The sequence below is a fragment of the Comamonas endophytica genome, assembly GCF_023634805.2.
GTDB classification, from domain to species: Bacteria; Pseudomonadota; Gammaproteobacteria; order Burkholderiales; family Burkholderiaceae_C; genus Comamonas; species Comamonas endophytica.
In genome coordinates, this window is the sequence record NZ_CP106881.1 from 544739 (window position 1) to 560284 (window position 15546).

The window sequence follows — 15546 nt, forward strand, 5'->3', positions numbered from 1 at the left end:
AAGCTCAGGACGAACGGTAGTTGTGAGTTGGAAATTCCTGGCCACTTATCGTGTTGGCGCGTCGCGCAATGGGAGATAAGACGCCCTTGGAACCAATAGCTGGGTCCCGCCAGCAGCGCTTGGCTCTAACTGCTCCTCGGCATATCGGTCACGCCGCCCAGCAGCTTGAAGCTGTAATCAATGCGCCGCCCCCTTCCCCCGCATGCGCTGCACCAGCGTCACCACCGCCAGCACCACACAACCCACCAGCGCCCCCACCGCCACATGCACCAGCTGCGGCAGCAGGAAGCGCCAGAGGCCTGCCACCGGCCAGTTGGCAATGGCCTCGACTGCCGTGTCCAGCCCATGCTCGATGAACGGCATGCCATGCACCAGCAGGCTGCCGCCGACCAGGAACATCGCGGCCGTGCCGACGATCGACAGCGTGCGCATCAGCCAGGGCGTGGCGGCCAGGATGCCGCGGCCCAGCGACTTGGCGGCGGCGCTGGTGCGCGCCATCAGCGCCAGGCCCACGTCGTCGAGCCGCACGATCAGCGCCACCAGGCCGTAGACCACCACGGTGACCAGCAGCGCGACCAGCGACAGCACCAGCGCCTGCTCGACCAGCGGCTCGGACGAGACCGTGCCCAGCGCAATCGCGATGATTTCGGCCGACAGGATGAAGTCGGTGCGTATCGCGCCACTGACCTTGGTTTTTTCCAGCGCCTTCATATCCTGCGCCGTGGCGGCCACCGGGGCTGCTTCAGCCACATGCGCCTTGCCCGCGCGCCGCGCCTGGCGCTTTTGCCAGGAGTGGATGATTTTCTCCACGCCCTCGAAACACAGGAAGGCGCCGCCCACCATCAGCAGCGGAATGATCGCCCAGGGCAGGAACACGCTGATCAGCAGCGCCGCCGGCACCAGGATCACCTTGTTGATCAGCGAGCCCTTGGCCACGGCCCAGACCACGGCCAGCTCGCGGTTGGAATGCACGCCCGAGACCTGCTCGGCATTGAGCGCCAGGTCGTCGCCCAGCACGCCTGCGGTCTTTTGCGTCGCCAGCTTGGTCATTGTCACCACGTCGTCGGCCATGCCGGTCGACTGGCGCGCAGCGGTCTTGGCCATCAAGGCAATGTCGTCGAGCAAGGCGGTGATGTCATCGATGAGCATCAGCAAACCGGTTGCAGCCATGGGATATCCTTTGTGAGTCGCCGGAGGTCGCAGCCATTGTGCCCGGCAAAAACGGCGCCGCTGTATCCTTGCTGCGCGAAGCCTGTAGGCAAAAGCCCCATACTGCGTGCTTCTTCACCGAAACCGCCTCGTCCTCACGATGCAGGCGCGTCGACCAGCCATGTCAGGCTATCTCACCAAGCAGGAATCCGTTGCCGTCGAAGGCGTGGAGCAGCTCACCATCCGCTCCCTGCTCGACAAGCAGCAGTTCGATGATCCGCTGGGCGAAGCCGCGCGGCTGGGCATTTCCGAAGCGTTCTGGCCGCTGTTCGGGCAGCTGTGGCCCTCCGGCGAGCAGCTTGCGGCCTGCATGGCGGCGCGCCCGCGCGTGGCCGGCGAGCGCATCCTGGAGCTGGGCTGCGGCCTGGGGCTGGCCAGCCTGGTGTGCCACCGCCGCGGCGAGGACGTCACCGCCAGCGACTGCCATCCGCTGGCCGGCGCCTTCATGCGCGAGAACCTGCGGCTCAACCATCTGCCGCCGATGAAATTCCGCATCGGCCACTGGGGCGCCACGCACTCCGACGAGACCGCCTACGAACGCATGGACATCGCCGACCGCAACCATGACGATCTCACGCATGGCCGGCGCCACCTGCCCGAGGACTTCCAGTCCGCCACCAGCGAGCAAAGCGATGCCTGGGCCGTCGACGGGCGCTTCGACCTGATCGTCGGCAGCGATCTGCTCTACGAGCGCGATGCGCGCGCCACGCTGGCGCACTACATCGATTCGCACTGCACGCAGGCCGCGCAGATCTGGGTGGTCGACCCCGACCGCGGCAACCGTTCGGCCTTCAGCCGCCAGATGGCCGAACTGGGCTTCGGCGTCGAGGAGCAGCGCCTGGACCGCGCCGCCAGCGCGCTGCTGCCGGCCTACAAGGGCCGGCTGCTCAAGTACCAGCGCTGAACACCACCAGCGGCGCGCGCGTGTGCAGCGGATGCGGCAGCACCTGCACCGGCATGTCATAGACCTGCTCGAGCGATTGCGGCGTCAGCACCTCGGCCGGCATGCCCTGCGCCACCGTGCGGCCCCTGGCCAGCAGCAGCAGGCGGTCGCACCACTGCGCCGCCAGGTTGACATCGTGCAGCACCACCAGCGCCGCGATGCCCTGGGCGCGCGCCAGCGCCTGCACCGTGCGCAGCAGCAGCAGCTGATGCCGCGGATCGAGGCTGGAGGTCGGCTCGTCCAGCAGCAGCACGCGGTACTCCCCCGCCGCACGCGCGCCCAGCACCTGCGCCAGCACGCGCGCGAACTGCACGCGCTGCTGCTCGCCGCCCGACAGGCCCGGATAGCGCCGCTCGGCAAGACCCGTGGCATCGGCCTGCTGCAGCGCCTCGCGCAGCAGCGCCTCGTGCGCTGCGGGCGTGAGCTCGGGAAAGGGATAGGCCCCCATGGCGACGACATCGCGCACGGACAGATCGAAGCCCAGGCTGGGCGACTGCGGCAGCACCGCGCGGCGGCGCGCCAGCGCCGGGGGCTCCCAGCCGGACAATGCGCGGCCACCGAGTTCCAGCCGGCCGCTGCTGACAGGCAGTTCGCCGGCCAGCGTCGCCAGCAGCGTGGTCTTGCCGGCGCCGTTCGCCCCCAGCACGCCCAGCACCTCGCCGGCGCGCAGCTCGAGGTCGATGCCGAAAAGGATCTGCCGGGCGCCGCGCCGGCACCCCAGTTGATGGGCTGACAGCATGGCTCAATCCTTCCTTCTCGAGAGCATCCACAGCAGGAAGGGACCCCCTACCAGGCTGGTCACGATGCCTATGGGCAGCTCGGCCGGAATCACCGCCAGCCGCGCGAACCAGTCGGCCAGCGTCAGTGCGATCGCGCCGCCGGCCAGGCAGTTGGGCAGCAGCCAGCGGTGGTCGGCGCCCAGCGGCAGGCGGATCAGATGCGGCACCACCAGGCCGACGAAGCCGATGCTTCCCGTGACAGCCACCAGCGGGCCGACCAGCAGCGCCGTCAGCACTACCAGCCGCCGGCGCAGGCGCTTGAGATCGAAGCCCAGATGCTGCGCCTCGCGCTCGCCCAGCAGCAGCGCGTTCATGGCGCGCCAGTCCCGCAGCAGCAGCGCGCTCAGCACCGCCACCAGCGGGGCGAGCCAGGCCAGCATGGTCCAGTTCGCACCGGCAAGGCTGCCCATGTTCCAGAAAGTGAGATTGCGCAGCTGCACGTCGCTGGCCTGAAAGGTGAAGAAGCCGACGATGCTGGCGCACAGCGCGTTGATCGCTACGCCCGCCAGCAGCAGATTGGCCACGCCCGGGCGGCGGGTGCCGAGCCGGTAGACCAGCGCCGTCGCCGCCAGGCTGCCGGCAAACGCCGCCGAGGCCACGCCCAGCATGCTGCCCACCCCCAGCACGATGGCCGCCACCGCGCCCGTGGCGCCGCCCAGCGAGATGCCCATCAGCCCGGGCTCGGCCAGCGGATTGCGGAACAGCGCCTGCATCACCGCGCCGGCCAGCGCCAGCCCGGCGCCGGCCACCAGGCCCAGCGCAATGCGCGGCAGGCGCACCTCGATCAGGATATTGCGCCACATCAGCGCCTCGTCGCTGCCCGGCATCGACAGCAGCACCGGCAGCAGCTGCGTGCGCGGAATGTCCAGCGCGCCGCTGCCGGCCGAGCCCAGCGCCATCAGCGCGAGAAGAATGCACAGCGCAACGAACACGGCGCCGGGGCCGGCGCGAAAGCGCGGGCGCACGGCGGCGGCAGGGGAAACGGCCACTTGCTGCATGGGATCGGCACGCACTCAGCGCGCCACGGCCTGGGTGGAAAAACCGGCGTCCAGCAGGCGCAGCGCCTCGGGCAGGCGCGGGCCGAAGCCCAGCAGCAGCAGATCGTCCATCACCACCACGCGCCGGCTTCTGGCCGCGGGCGTGGCGGCCAGGCCGGGCTGGGCCAGGAAGGCATCGAGTCCGCCGCTGGCGTCGACCGACATCCTGCCGGTGACGATCACCTCCGGGCGCAGCGCCACCGCGGCCTCCGCCGACAACGGCTTGTAGCCGCGCTGGCCGGCCAGCACGTTGCGCGCATCCATCAGCTTGAGCATGGCGGCCGCGGCGGTGTCGTCGCCCGCACCCTGCAGGCGGCCCGTGTGGCTGCTGATCAGCAGCACGCGCGGCTTGGCCGGGCTGGGCCGCACGGCCCGCAGGTCGGCGTGCAGCTTCTGCACCAGCGCCGCGCCGCGCGGCTCGATGTCGAGCGCCTTGGCCACGCCCATGATGCGCTGGTCCAGCGCCTCCAGGGTCGGCGCCGAAGGCAGGATGACCACCAGGCTGCCCAGGCGGCGCAGTTGCTCGAGCGCGTGCAGCGGGCCGCTGTCTTCGGAGGCAAGCACCAGATCGGGCTTGAGGCTGGCGACGCCCTCGATGGAAAACGAACGGTAATAGCCGACCTTGGGCAGCCGGTGCGCCTCGGCGGGATAGATGCTCGATGCATCGGCGCCGACCAGGCGCTCTCCCGCGCCCAGCGCATAGATGATTTCGGTGACCGGCCCGCCCAGGCCGACGACGCGCGCGGGCGCTGCGGCCTGCGCAAGGGGGGCGCTGCAAAGAAGCAGGAGCAGCGCGGCGCGAAGGATATTCATGGTGAGCGGGTAAGGGATAGCGAAGAAAGGGGCCCGGACAAGGGCCCTGCCGAATCAGGCCGCGAGTGCCTGCGGGCTGAGCGACTGCAGCAGCTCGCGCCAGCCTTCGAGCTCGGGCTGGCCGGGCTTGCGCGCGCCGAAGAACTGCACGATCAGCTCCCCGCCGGCGCCGAACAGCTCCAGCGAGGTGACCCAGCCGTCGGTCGTGGGCTTGCGCACCACCCAGCTCGAGGCCACGGCCTCGGTGTTCAGGTGCAGGTTGAAGGATGCATCGAGCACGTTGAACCAGGGGCCGGTGCGCAGCAGCTTCTGCACGGGCCCGGTGTGGATCTGCACGATGCCGCGGTTGGCGACGAAGCACATGATCGGCAGCCGGGTCTCGGCGGCACCCGTCAGCATGCGCTCGACGGCATCGGCCTCGACCGGCTGGGCCAGGTCCTCGCCCGCGGCGCGCAGCGCGCCCACGCGCGAGACCTTGAACTGGCGCAGCATGGTGAAGAAGTCATGCGTGTCCTTGAGCGCGAGCCAGTGGCTGCGCAGGCCCGCGGCGTCCGACGGGGCATCGGGCTCCACCGGCGCGGTGAAGGGCTCGATCAGCACCTCGGGCTTTTGCGCCGCGGCAAAGCGCGCGGCATAGGCATCCCAGGCGGCGCCGTCGGTCTGCTCGGTGCGGTAGATCTTGTGCACCGCCATGCCGGCCTTGTCGAAGAATTGCAGGCTCTGGCGGCCGTGCTCGGTCACGGCGTAGAAATGCTTCCAGCTGCCGAAGAACATGCGCAGGTCGATGTCCGGCCCGAGCACGATGCCGACCGGGCCATTGGCCTGGATGTCGAGGTAGCTGCCGTGGCGCTCGTGCACCGCATGGTCGTTGCGCGACAGCGCCATCACGGTGCCGAGCGCGCCCAGCGCGCCGAACAGTTCCTGCGGGCTGCCGGCCAGCGCGGTCGACGTGACGCCGCAATCGGCGGCCACGAGTTCGGCTTCGGTCACGCCCAGGCGCAGCGCGCGGTCGCGGATGCGCAACTTGGGTTCATCTTGCTGCAGCTGCGCGTGGCGCGCCTGCAGGCTGTCTTCGGTGGGAACGGCCATGGTGAAATCTTCTTCGGTGAAAGGAGGAAAAACGCCCGGCGGCGGGCTTGCCGCCGGGGTTTGCGCTGCGCCTCAGGGCTGGGGCTGGACGTCGAAGTCGATGGTCCAGGTCTGCTGGCTGGTCGCGACGCTGGGGTTGGCATACGCGATGTTCGACAGATGGAAGCGCGCGTAGGTGTTGCCTTCGCCGCCGCGCAGCAGGCTGGCGCTCTCGCTGTTGGCCTTGATCAGATGGGCCACTGCGGGCAGGCCGGCGGCCGTGGAAGCGGCCACCGTCGGGTGGTAGGTGAACCAGCCGTAGTTCAGCGGGTTCGGGTAGGTGCCGGTGTAGGCGGGGTTGGGCTGCAGCGGCGACGTGGTCGCGTCCTTGACCCAGTTCGCGGCCCGGGCCGGCACTGCGAGATCGGAGGCGCCCAGGTCGGCCTGGGTGGCGGCCAGGTTCGCGGCGTTGGTGAACTGGGCGGCCACCGGCTTGCCCTGGGCATCGTAGAAACCGGCGGGCGTCTTGGCCAGGAAGCCGGCCACCGTGCCGCTGCCCGACTCGCCGCCGTTGAGCTTGAAGTTGTAGCGGTTGAAGGCGATGTGCCAGGTGCCGGTGGCGCTCGAGACGGCGCCCGCGGCCAGGTCGAAATACACCCAGTCGGCGCCGCTGGCGTTGACGCTGGCCGAGCGCACGACGGCCGGCGCGCTGCGGTCCACCCAGCGGAACGAGGGGTAGCCGGAGGTCGTGCCGCCCGCGCCGCCATAGTAGCCCGTGACCTGCAGCGCGAACACCGGCGCGGTGACGGTGCCGGCCGTGCTGGCGCTGGCGCTGTCGGTGGTGATCAGGAAGGTGCGGTAGTTGGGGTAGAGGCGGTGGTCGGTGCTGCCGCCCACGCCGTATTCGAAGGCTGCGGAGGCAATCGAGTTGCTGCCGGTGAACACGCCGCTGGCGGAGTCCTTCGCATACACCGTCGCGGGCAGCGGGCCGGCGGTGGGATCGGTGGTGGCATTCGCCCAGGTCTTGAGCTGGGTCCAGGTCTGGGTCAGAGGGCCGCCGAAGGCGCCGCCCTGGCCGCTGCCGCTGGTGCCGCTGTTGGTCCAGAAGGTCGCCGTCATGCCCGCGCTCTTGATCTTCAGGTCCCAGGCCGTGCCGCTGCAATCGGGCACTTCGGCCTTGGCGTTGAAGTCATAGCAGACAGATGCGCCGGAAGCGGGCAGCGCCACGTTCCACTGCGCCGACTGCGTGAAGCCGACGGGCGTGGGTTCGGGCGTTGGTGTCGGCGTGGGCGTCGGTGCGGGCGTCACGGGCGCGGTGGGGTCGCTGGCCGCATCGTCGCCGCCGCCGCCACCGCCGCAGGCCGTGAGTACCACCGCTACGGCCATCGCCAGCGCGGTCTTGCCAAAAGTCAGGGAAGGTGCATGGATCATTTGCTTTTCTTTCTGTGATTAACGAACGGCATCCAGGCTGATGCGGGCGCCGAGGTAGAGGAAGCGCCCCGCCACGGGCCCGAAATCGCTGGCATTGGAAAAATCGCGCTGCCGGTTGGTGAGGTTCTTCACGCCGAAGAACGCGGTCACGTCGCGGCCGAGCTTCTGGTTGACGACGAAATCCAGCGTGGCCCAGCCGGGCGAGCGCTCGGGGCTGGTCGAAGCCGCGAGCTCGCTGCTCTGGTAGCGCGCGCGCACCGACAGCTCGGTCGCGGGCTGCAGCTGCCAGTCGAAGCCGACGCGCGCGATCGAGCGCGGGCGGCGCGTGAGTTCCTGGCCGGTGTTCAGGTCCTCGGTGTCGGTGAAGGTGTAGCCAGCGTTCAGCGCCAGCACGCTGCTGGCCTGCCACCGGGCGCCGGTCTCCAGGCCCTGGGTGCGGGCGCGCGACACGTTGCGGTAGGTATAGGCGGCAATGCCGTTGACGACCTCGAAGTTCTCGGTGTCGGTCTGGATCAGGTCGCGCACCCGGTTGTGGAACAGGTTGGCGCTCAGGCTCAGGCGCTCGTTCCAGGTGGCGGTGCCGCCGAACTGGAAGCTGTTCGAGGACTCGGGCTTGAGGTTCGGGTTGCCCAGCACGACGTAACCCAGCGCGCTGTGATCGAACAGGTAATGGCGCTCCTTCAGGTTGGGCACGCGGTAGCCCTGGCCGAAGTTGGCGCGCAGCACGGTTTTCCAGGCATCGCCCGTCGGCAGGTTGGCGCGCAGGCCGATCTTGGGCGCGTAATGGGTGCCGAAATCCGAGTCGTCCTGCGCTCGCAGGCCCAGCACCATCTCCCAGGTGTCGTTGAACAGGATGTCGTTCTGCAGAAACAGCTCGTGCGACGTGCGCTCGGCACTGCGCGCCAGCTCGGAGATGCCGTTGGCGTTCTGGCGCAGGCGCTCGCGGTGCACGTCGGCGCCGAACTGCCACAGCTGGCGCTGCCATGCCGGCAGGTCCACCTGCAGCGAGACATGCTCGGTGCGCTGCGACGAGTTGCGGCGCGCGGTGCCCACCGCATTGGAATACTCCCGCGTGGCGCTGTCGTAGTCCTCCGTCACGCCCGCCAGGCGCGTCTTCACGCCATTGCCGAAGCGCCACTGGCCGCCGTAGGCCAGGCGGTCGCGCGTGATGTCCTCGGTCTTGCGCTGCGGCACATAGGTCGGCGGCGCGAAGTAGGTGTAGCGCTGGGTGTCGGTCTCGCGGTAGCGGCTGGCGTCCAGCCAGAACTGGCCCGCGGGCGTGGGCAGCCATTCCAGGCGGCCGCTGTACTGCTCGCGCCGGATGGCATCGCCCTGGCGGCTCCAGGCATCGGGATCGACCGCGAAGCCCTTGTTGTCCAGCACGTCGGCCGCGACGCTGGCGCGCCACTGCTGGCTGCCGCCGCCCACGCGCACATTGCCGTGCGCATTGCCCGGGCTGCCCACGTTCTGGCCGCCGTAGGTGCCCACATCCGCGGTTGCCTCGGCCGACAGGCCCGGTGCGATGCGCCGCGTGATCACGTTGATGACCCCGCCCATGGCCGAGCTGCCGTACTGCGCGGAGCTCGCGCCCTTCACCACCTCGATGCGCTCGACCTCGGTCAGCAGGTATTGCGACACATCGACCGAGGAGCCGGTGCTGGCCGAGATCGGCAGACCGTCGATCAGCACCAGGACCTGGTCGCTGGTCATGCCCTGCAGCGAGACCTGGAAGCCCGACTTGCCGTGGATTTCCGTGAGCTGCAGGCCGGGAACGTTCTCCAGCGCGTCCTTGAGCGTGCGCGCCTGGGTGCGCTGCATCTCGCGGCGGTCGACCACATCCGTGGGGACAGGGGTTTCATCGAGCGTTTTCTCCGAGCGCGTGCCGGTGACCACGACGGTGTTCAGAGCCGTTACCTCCTGCGCCTGCACTGCAGCGGCTGCCAACAAAGGAAAAAGCAAAACGCCCAGGCGTAGGGGAGGAGCGCAGCGCTGCTGGGGAAACTGGGAAGGCACGTGGAAAACCCGTAAAACCGAAAGAAGTAACGAATAATAATGATTCGCATTTGTTTTACAACGTTTGTTGCAAAACACTGACAGCCGCCAGGGAGCTTTCTGAAGCTGGCTTGCGCACGGCGATGTACTTGGTCTCCTATACGCCTTGACAGGCAACCGCGGCCACTGACTTGCATGCCAGCGGCAATGGCGCCGCTTGCGCGGGCCGGCTTACAAATGCAGGAGCTTTCGCGCAAGAAGGCGGCGGGTGGCTGGCAAAGAACGCAGCTTCGATGGCGTTATCGTGCGTTGAATTCGACGAGCTCCGCGATGACGCCCCCCATTCCGGCCCCTCACTGCATTTCATGGCTGCGCCCTGGCACGGTGGATCTTGCCCTGCTGCGGCGCGTGCATGCGGGCGGCGTGGCATTGCGCCTGGACCCGGATGCGCGCCCCGCCATGCTGGCCTCGCAGCGCGCGGTGCAGCGCATCGTCAACGAAGACCGCGCGGTCTACGGCATCAACACCGGCTTTGGGCGGCTGGCGAGCACCCGCATCGCACGCGAGCGTCTGGCCGCGCTGCAGCGCAATCTGGTGCTGTCGCACAGCGTGGGCACGGGTGCGCCGCTGGCCGATCCGGTGGTGCGCCTGGTGCTGGCCACCAAGGCCATGGGCCTGGCGCGCGGCCATTCGGGCGTGGATCCGGACCTCGCCGAGGCGCTGCTCGATCTGGCCAACGCGCAGCTGCTGCCGGTGATTCCCGCCAAGGGCTCGGCCGGCGCCTCGGGCGATCTGGCGCCGCTCGCGCACCTGGCCTGCGTGCTGATCGGCGAAGGCCAGGCGCGTATCGGCAACCGCCTGGTGTCGGGGCACGAAGCCATGCAGGCCATTGGCCGCCAGCCCTTCGTGCTGGGCCCCAAGGAAGGACTGGCCCTTCTCAACGGCACGCAGGTGTCCACGGCACTGGCGCTGGCCGGGCTGTTTGGCGCCGAGAGAGTGTTTGCCGCGGCGCTGGTGGCGGGCGCGCTGTCGCTGGAAGCCATCCGCGGCGCGGCCGCGCCCTTCGATGCGCGCATCCATGCGGCACGCGGCCAGCCGGGGCAGATCGCCGTGGCCGCGGCGCTGCGCTCGCTGCTCGAAGGCAGCGCCATTGCCGGCTCGCATGCGGACTGCGGCCGGGTGCAGGACCCCTACTCCATCCGCTGCATGCCGCAGGTCATGGGCGCCTGCCTCGACAACCTGCGGCATGCCGCCCGGGTGCTGCTGACCGAGGCCAATGCGGCGTCCGACAACCCGCTGGTCTTCGACAGCGGCGAGGTACTGTCGGGCGGCAACTTCCATGCCGAACCCGTGGCCTTCGCGGCCGACATCCTGGCGCTGGCCGTGGCCGAGATCGGCGCGATGTCGGAGCGCCGCATCGCGCTGCTGCTCGATACCCAGCTGTCGGGCCTGCCGGCGTTCCTGGTGCATGACAGCGGGCTGCATTCGGGCTTCATGATCGCCCAGGTCACGGCCGCGGCGCTGGCATCGGAGAACAAGTCGCTGGCCCATCCGGCCAGCGTCGACAGCCTGCCGACCTCGGCCAACCAGGAGGACCATGTCTCGATGGCCACCTTTGCCGCGCGGCGCCTGGCCGAGATGGTCGACAACACCGCGGTCATCGTCGGCATCGAGGCCGCGGCCGCGGCCCAGGGGCTGGAGTTCGACCGCCGGATCAAGAGCTCGCCGCTGCTGGAGGCGCAGTTCGCCGCCGTGCGCGAGCGCGTGGCCTTTCTTGCGCAAGACCGGTGCCTCGCGCCCGATATCGAGGCCATGCGCCAGTGGGCCTTGCAGGACCATTGGCCCGAGGCGCTGCTGCAATGCCTGCCCAGCCATGCCCCTTCCGGCCAAGGAATCACGCCATGATCCACGCTGCCGCACGTCCTTCTCCAGGCCACCGCCACGACCCGCAGCGCATGGTGCGCGCGCCGCGCGGCGCGCAAATCAGCTGCAGGAACTGGTCCATCGAAGCCGCCTACCGCATGCTGCAGAACAATCTGGATGCCGAGGTGGCCGAGCGCCCCGAGGACCTGGTGGTCTACGGCGGCATCGGCCGCGCGGCGCGCAACTGGGAGTGCTACGACCAGATCCTGGCCTCGCTCAGAAGGCTCGAGCCCGACCAGACGCTGCTGGTCCAGTCGGGCAAGCCGGTGGGCGTGCTGCGCACCCACGAGGGGGCGCCGCGCGTGCTGCTGGCGAATTCCAACCTGGTGCCGCACTGGGCCGACTGGCAGCACTTCCACGCGCTGGACCGCCAGGGCCTGATGATGTTCGGCCAGATGACGGCCGGCAGCTGGATCTACATCGGCTCGCAGGGCATCGTGCAGGGCACCTTCGAGACCTTCGTGGAAGCCGGGCGCCAGCACCACGGCGGCAGCCTGGCCGGGCAATGGATCCTCACCGCGGGGCTGGGCGGCATGGGCGGGGCGCAGCCGCTGGCCGGCGTGCTGGCCGGGGCCTGCGTGCTGGCCGTCGAATGCCAGCAAAGCCGCATCGACCTGCGCCTGCGCACGCGCTATGTGGACCAGCAGGCGCGCGACCTCGACCACGCGCTGGCGCTGATCGCGCAGCACACCGCAGCGCGCCAGGCTTTCTCGGTGGCGCTGTGCGGCAATGCCGCCGAGGTGTTCCCTGAGCTCGCGCGGCGCGCCCGGGCCGGCGGCATGCGCCCCGGGATCGTGACCGACCAGACCTCGGCGCACGATCTGGTGCATGGCTACCTGCCCGCCGGCTGGAGCGTGGCGCAATGGCGCGATGCGGCCGACGACCCCGCCGAGCACGCGCGCCTGACGGCGGCGGCGGCGCAGAGCATCGCGCTGCAGGTGCGCGCGATGCTCGACTTCCACGCGCTGGGAATTCCCACGATGGACTATGGCAACAACATCCGCCAGGTGGCGCTCGATGCCGGCGTGCGCAATGCCTTCGACTTTCCGGGCTTCGTGCCGGCCTATGTCCGGCCGCTGTTCTGCGAAGGCAAGGGTCCGTTCCGCTGGGTCGCGCTCTCGGGCGACCCCGAGGATATCTACCGCACCGATGCGCGCATCCAGCAGCTGTTTCCCGGCAACCACCCTACTCACCGTTGGCTCGAGATGGCGCGCGCGCGCATCGCCTTCCAGGGCCTGCCCGCGCGCATCTGCTGGCTGGGCCTGGGCGAGCGGCATCTCGCGGGGCTGGCGTTCAACGCAATGGTGCACAGCGGCGAGCTCAAGGCGCCGATCGTGATCGGGCGCGACCATCTGGACTGCGGCTCGGTCGCCAGCCCGAACCGCGAGACCGAGGCCATGCTCGACGGCAGCGATGCGGTGTCGGACTGGCCGCTGCTCAACGCCCTGCTCACCACCGCCAGCGGCGCGACCTGGGTCAGCCTGCACCACGGCGGCGGCGTCGGCATGGGCTACTCGCAGCACGCGGGCATGGTGATCGTGGCCGACGGCACTCCCGAAGCCGCGGCGCGCCTGGCGCGCGTGCTGTGGAACGACCCGGCCAGCGGCGTCATGCGCCATGCCGATGCCGGCTACACGCAGGCGCTGGACACGGCCCGGCGCCATGGCCTGGACCTGCCGATGCAGCGTTGATGCCCATGCCGTGCTCCGCGCCCCTTGCCACCCTGCCCCCGGCCGACGGCTGCTGGCAGCCGGTCACGCTTGCGCCGGACATGTACCAGGCCGATGCGGCCATCGACGCTGGCGCGCTCGCCTGCATCGTCGTGGACCAGGGACGCATTGCCTGGATCGGCCCGCAGGCTGTCCTGCCCGCCTGTCACGCCCGGCTGCCGCGGCATGAGGGCCGGGGGCGGCTGGCCACGCCGGGCCTGGTCGACTGCCACACGCACCTGGTCTATGGCGGCCAGCGCGCGCACGAGTTCGCGCTGCGCATTGCCGGTGCGAGCTATGAGGAGATCGCGCGCGCGGGCGGCGGCATCCTGTCCACCGTCGCGGCCACGCGCGCCGCCAGCGAGGACGAACTGCTGGCCCAGGCGCTGCCGCGCCTGCAGCAGCTGCTGGCCGAGGGGGTGTGCGCCATCGAGATCAAGTCGGGCTACGGCCTTTCGCTCGTGCACGAGCGCCGGCAGCTGCGCGTCGCGCGCCGGCTCGGGCAGCTGTGCGGCGTCACGGTGCGCAGCACCTTCCTGGGCGCGCACGCGCTGCCGCCCGAATACGCGGGCCGCAGCCAGGCCTACATCGACCTCGTCTGCAGCCACATGCTGCCGGCGCTGGCCGCCGAAGGCCTGGTCGACGCGGTCGACGTGTTCTGCGAGCGCATTGCCTTCTCGCTGGCGGAAACCGAGCAGGTGTTTCATGCCGCGCGGCAGCTCGGCCTGCCGATCAAGCTGCATGCCGAGCAGCTGTCGAACATGGAAGGCGCGGCGCTGGCGGCGCGCCATGGCGCGCTGTCATGCGACCATGTGGAGCATCTGTCGGCCAACGGCATTGCCGCCATGCGCGCTGCCGGCACGGTGGCGGTGCTTTTGCCCGGCGCCTTCTACACCCTGCGCGATACCCGGCGCCCGCCGATCGCGGCGCTGCGCGCAGCCGGCGTGCCGATGGCCGTATCCACCGACCACAATCCCGGCAGCTCGCCCTGCCTGAGCCTGCTGCTCATGGCCAACATGGCCTGCACCTTGTTCGGCCTCACCGTGCCCGAGGCGCTGGCCGGCATCACGCGGCATGCGGCGCGCGCGCTGGGCCTGCAGGATACGCACGGCTTGATCGCCAGCGGGCGGCCCGCCAACTTCGTGCTCTGGCCGGTGCAGGACGGCGCGGAGCTGGCCTACTGGCTGGGCCAGCGCCCGGCCTGCACCATCGTGCGCCAGGGGCGCATTGCCGCATGAGCGCGCCCGGCATTGTTTCGGACTGCAGGCTCTGGGCCCAGGATGCGCTGCTGCCCCAGGGTTGGGCGCGCGAAGTGCTGCTGCAGTGGGACGCGGCCGGCACCTTCACGCAGGTCGAAAGCGGGGTACCGGCGCCTGCGGGCGTGGAGCGTGCCGCCGGCCCGCTGCTGCCGGGCATGCCCAATGTGCACTCGCATGCCTTCCAGCGCGCGTTTGCCGGCCTGACCGAATGGCGCGGCAAGGCGCCCGACAGCTTCTGGAGCTGGCGCCGCCGCATGTATGCCTTTGCCAACCGCATCACGCCCGAGGCGCTCGAGGCGATTGCGCTGTGGGTGTATCTCGAGATGCTGGACGCCGGCTATACCTCGGTCTGCGAGTTCCACTACCTGCACCATGACGCGGGCGGCCGTCCCTATGCCGACGATGCCACCATGAGCCTGGCGCTGCTGCGCGCTGCGCACAAAGCGGGCATGGGCATGACGCTGCTGCCCGTGCTCTATCAGACCTCCGGCTTCGGCGTGCCGCCCGCCCCCGAGCAGGCGCGCTTCATCCGCAGCACCGACAAGCTGCTGGCCCTGGTGCAGCGGCTGGCGCCCATTGCGCAGTCGCAGGGCGCGGCGCTGGGCCTGGCGCCGCATTCGCTGCGCGCGGTGCCGCCGGCCAGCCTCGAGGCCGGCGTCGCCGGGCTGCATGCGCTGCTGCCGAAGGCGCCGGTGCATATCCACGTTGCCGAGCAGCGTCAGGAGGTGCGCGACTGCATTGCCTGGAGCGGGCAACGACCGGCGCAATGGCTGCTGGACCATGCACCCGTCGACGCGCGCTGGTGCCTGGTGCATGCCACCCACATGGCGCCAGGGGAATATGCCGCGGCCGCGCGCAGCGGCGCCGTCGTCGGCCTGTGCCCCAGCACCGAGGCGAATCTGGGCGACGGCATCTTCAACCTGCCGCGCTGGCTGCGCCATGGCGGACGCTGGGGCGTGGGCTCCGACAGCCAGGTCTGCGTCAACGCGGCCGAGGAACTGATGCTGCTGGAATACGGCCAGCGCCTGCAGCGGCGCCGGCGCAATGTGCTGGCCAGCGCCGGGCAGCCACATACCGCCACGGCCATGCTGCTGCAGGCCGTGGCCGGCGGCGCCCAGGCCACGGGCCGCGCGGTGGCCGGACTGCAATCGGGCCAGCAGGCGGATTTCGTGATGCTCGATCCCGCGCATATCGCGCTGCGCGGCCTGGCCGCCGAATACGCGCTGGCCGGCCATGTGTTCGCCAGCGCGCGCAGCTCGGCGGTGCAGCAGGTATGGGTGGCCGGACAGCAGCGCCTGCTGCCACGCCACCATACGCTGCGCACGCGCGCCGAGGCGGCCTTCGAGCGCGTGCGCTGGCAGCTGCTGCAAGCATAGAACATGC

Annotated in this window: 12 protein-coding genes; 5 read left to right on the forward strand and 7 right to left on the reverse strand. The window is 70.1% G+C overall.

Annotated features, from left to right (window positions below):
- Window positions 1-177: 177 nt before the first annotated feature.
- Window positions 178-1170: a DUF808 domain-containing protein gene (locus M9799_RS02325; RefSeq protein WP_231044370.1), complete on the reverse strand. Its 993-nt coding sequence runs from the start codon at window positions 1168-1170 to the stop codon at window positions 178-180.
- Window positions 1171-1330: 160 nt separating this feature from the next.
- On the opposite strand from M9799_RS02325, the gene M9799_RS02330 reads away from it, so the two are divergent.
- Complete coding sequence (locus tag M9799_RS02330; RefSeq protein WP_231044369.1) at window positions 1331-2113, forward strand: class I SAM-dependent methyltransferase; 783 nt, start codon at window positions 1331-1333, stop codon at window positions 2111-2113.
- Here M9799_RS02330 and M9799_RS02335 read toward each other — a convergent pair.
- The 6 genes from M9799_RS02335 to M9799_RS02360 all read right to left on the reverse strand — a co-directional run bounded on the left by M9799_RS02335 (window position 2097) and on the right by M9799_RS02360 (window position 9224).
- Complete coding sequence (locus tag M9799_RS02335; RefSeq protein WP_231044368.1) at window positions 2097-2891, reverse strand: heme ABC transporter ATP-binding protein; 795 nt, start codon at window positions 2889-2891, stop codon at window positions 2097-2099. The genes M9799_RS02330 and M9799_RS02335 overlap by 17 nt on opposite strands.
- A 3-nt stretch (window positions 2892-2894) precedes the next feature.
- The gene (locus tag M9799_RS02340) at window positions 2895-3929 is read right to left on the reverse strand and encodes a FecCD family ABC transporter permease (protein ID WP_422689346.1); all 1035 of its coding nucleotides are present in this window, start codon (window positions 3927-3929) and stop codon (window positions 2895-2897) included.
- A gap of 15 nt (window positions 3930-3944) precedes the next feature.
- Window positions 3945-4781: a heme/hemin ABC transporter substrate-binding protein gene (locus M9799_RS02345; protein WP_231044367.1), complete on the reverse strand. Its 837-nt coding sequence runs from the start codon at window positions 4779-4781 to the stop codon at window positions 3945-3947.
- Between the two features lie 54 nt (window positions 4782-4835).
- Entirely contained in the window at window positions 4836-5870 is a 1035-nt protein-coding gene (locus tag M9799_RS02350; protein ID WP_231044366.1) for a hemin-degrading factor, read from the reverse strand.
- Between the two features lie 72 nt (window positions 5871-5942).
- Window positions 5943-7280 (reverse strand): HmuY family protein, encoded by a 1338-nt coding sequence (locus tag M9799_RS02355; protein WP_231044365.1) that lies wholly within the window; start codon window positions 7278-7280, stop codon window positions 5943-5945.
- A gap of 18 nt (window positions 7281-7298) precedes the next feature.
- Window positions 7299-9224: a TonB-dependent receptor plug domain-containing protein gene (locus M9799_RS02360; protein WP_231044364.1), complete on the reverse strand. Its 1926-nt coding sequence runs from the start codon at window positions 9222-9224 to the stop codon at window positions 7299-7301.
- 378 nt (window positions 9225-9602) lie between these two features.
- On the opposite strand from M9799_RS02360, the gene hutH reads away from it, so the two are divergent.
- The 4 genes from hutH to M9799_RS02380 are packed head-to-tail and all read left to right on the forward strand — an operon-like array spanning window position 9603 to window position 15539.
- A complete protein-coding gene (gene hutH / locus M9799_RS02365) occupies window positions 9603-11177 on the forward strand; it encodes a histidine ammonia-lyase (protein WP_231044363.1) in 1575 nt (524 codons plus the stop codon).
- Window positions 11174-12886 carry a urocanate hydratase gene (hutU, locus tag M9799_RS02370; RefSeq protein WP_231044362.1) on the forward strand — a complete coding sequence of 571 codons (1713 nt, stop codon included), beginning with the start codon at window positions 11174-11176 and terminating at the stop codon, window positions 12884-12886. The genes hutH and hutU overlap by 4 nt, the downstream gene beginning before the upstream one ends.
- Window positions 12887-12891: 5 nt before the next feature.
- Window positions 12892-14142, forward strand: coding sequence for an imidazolonepropionase (gene hutI, locus M9799_RS02375; RefSeq protein ID WP_231044361.1), 1251 nt, complete (start codon window positions 12892-12894; stop codon window positions 14140-14142).
- On the forward strand, window positions 14139-15539 hold the full coding sequence (locus M9799_RS02380; protein WP_231044360.1) for a formimidoylglutamate deiminase: 1401 nt from the start codon (window positions 14139-14141) through the stop codon (window positions 15537-15539). Before hutI ends, M9799_RS02380 begins: the two co-directional genes overlap by 4 nt.
- Window positions 15540-15546: the final 7 nt, after the last annotated feature.

Bases quoted from the DNA above. Each gene is read 5' to 3' on its own strand.
- M9799_RS02350 (WP_231044366.1), bottom strand. From the start codon at position 5,870: ATGGCCGTTCCCACCGAAGACAGCCTGCAGGCGCGCCACGCGCAGCTG.
- M9799_RS02340 (WP_422689346.1), bottom strand. From the start codon at position 3,929: ATGCAGCAAGTGGCCGTTTCCCCTGCCGCCGCCGTGCGCCCGCGCTTT.
- M9799_RS02330 (WP_231044369.1), top strand. From the start codon at position 1,331: ATGTCAGGCTATCTCACCAAGCAGGAATCCGTTGCCGTCGAAGGCGTG.
- hutU (WP_231044362.1), top strand. From the start codon at position 11,174: ATGATCCACGCTGCCGCACGTCCTTCTCCAGGCCACCGCCACGACCCG.
- M9799_RS02355 (WP_231044365.1), bottom strand. From the start codon at position 7,280: ATGATCCATGCACCTTCCCTGACTTTTGGCAAGACCGCGCTGGCGATG.
- M9799_RS02335 (WP_231044368.1), bottom strand. From the start codon at position 2,891: ATGCTGTCAGCCCATCAACTGGGGTGCCGGCGCGGCGCCCGGCAGATC.
- M9799_RS02325 (WP_231044370.1), bottom strand. From the start codon at position 1,170: ATGGCTGCAACCGGTTTGCTGATGCTCATCGATGACATCACCGCCTTG.
- M9799_RS02345 (WP_231044367.1), bottom strand. From the start codon at position 4,781: ATGAATATCCTTCGCGCCGCGCTGCTCCTGCTTCTTTGCAGCGCCCCC.
- hutH (WP_231044363.1), top strand. From the start codon at position 9,603: ATGACGCCCCCCATTCCGGCCCCTCACTGCATTTCATGGCTGCGCCCT.
- hutI (WP_231044361.1), top strand. From the start codon at position 12,892: ATGCCGTGCTCCGCGCCCCTTGCCACCCTGCCCCCGGCCGACGGCTGC.
- M9799_RS02380 (WP_231044360.1), top strand. From the start codon at position 14,139: ATGAGCGCGCCCGGCATTGTTTCGGACTGCAGGCTCTGGGCCCAGGAT.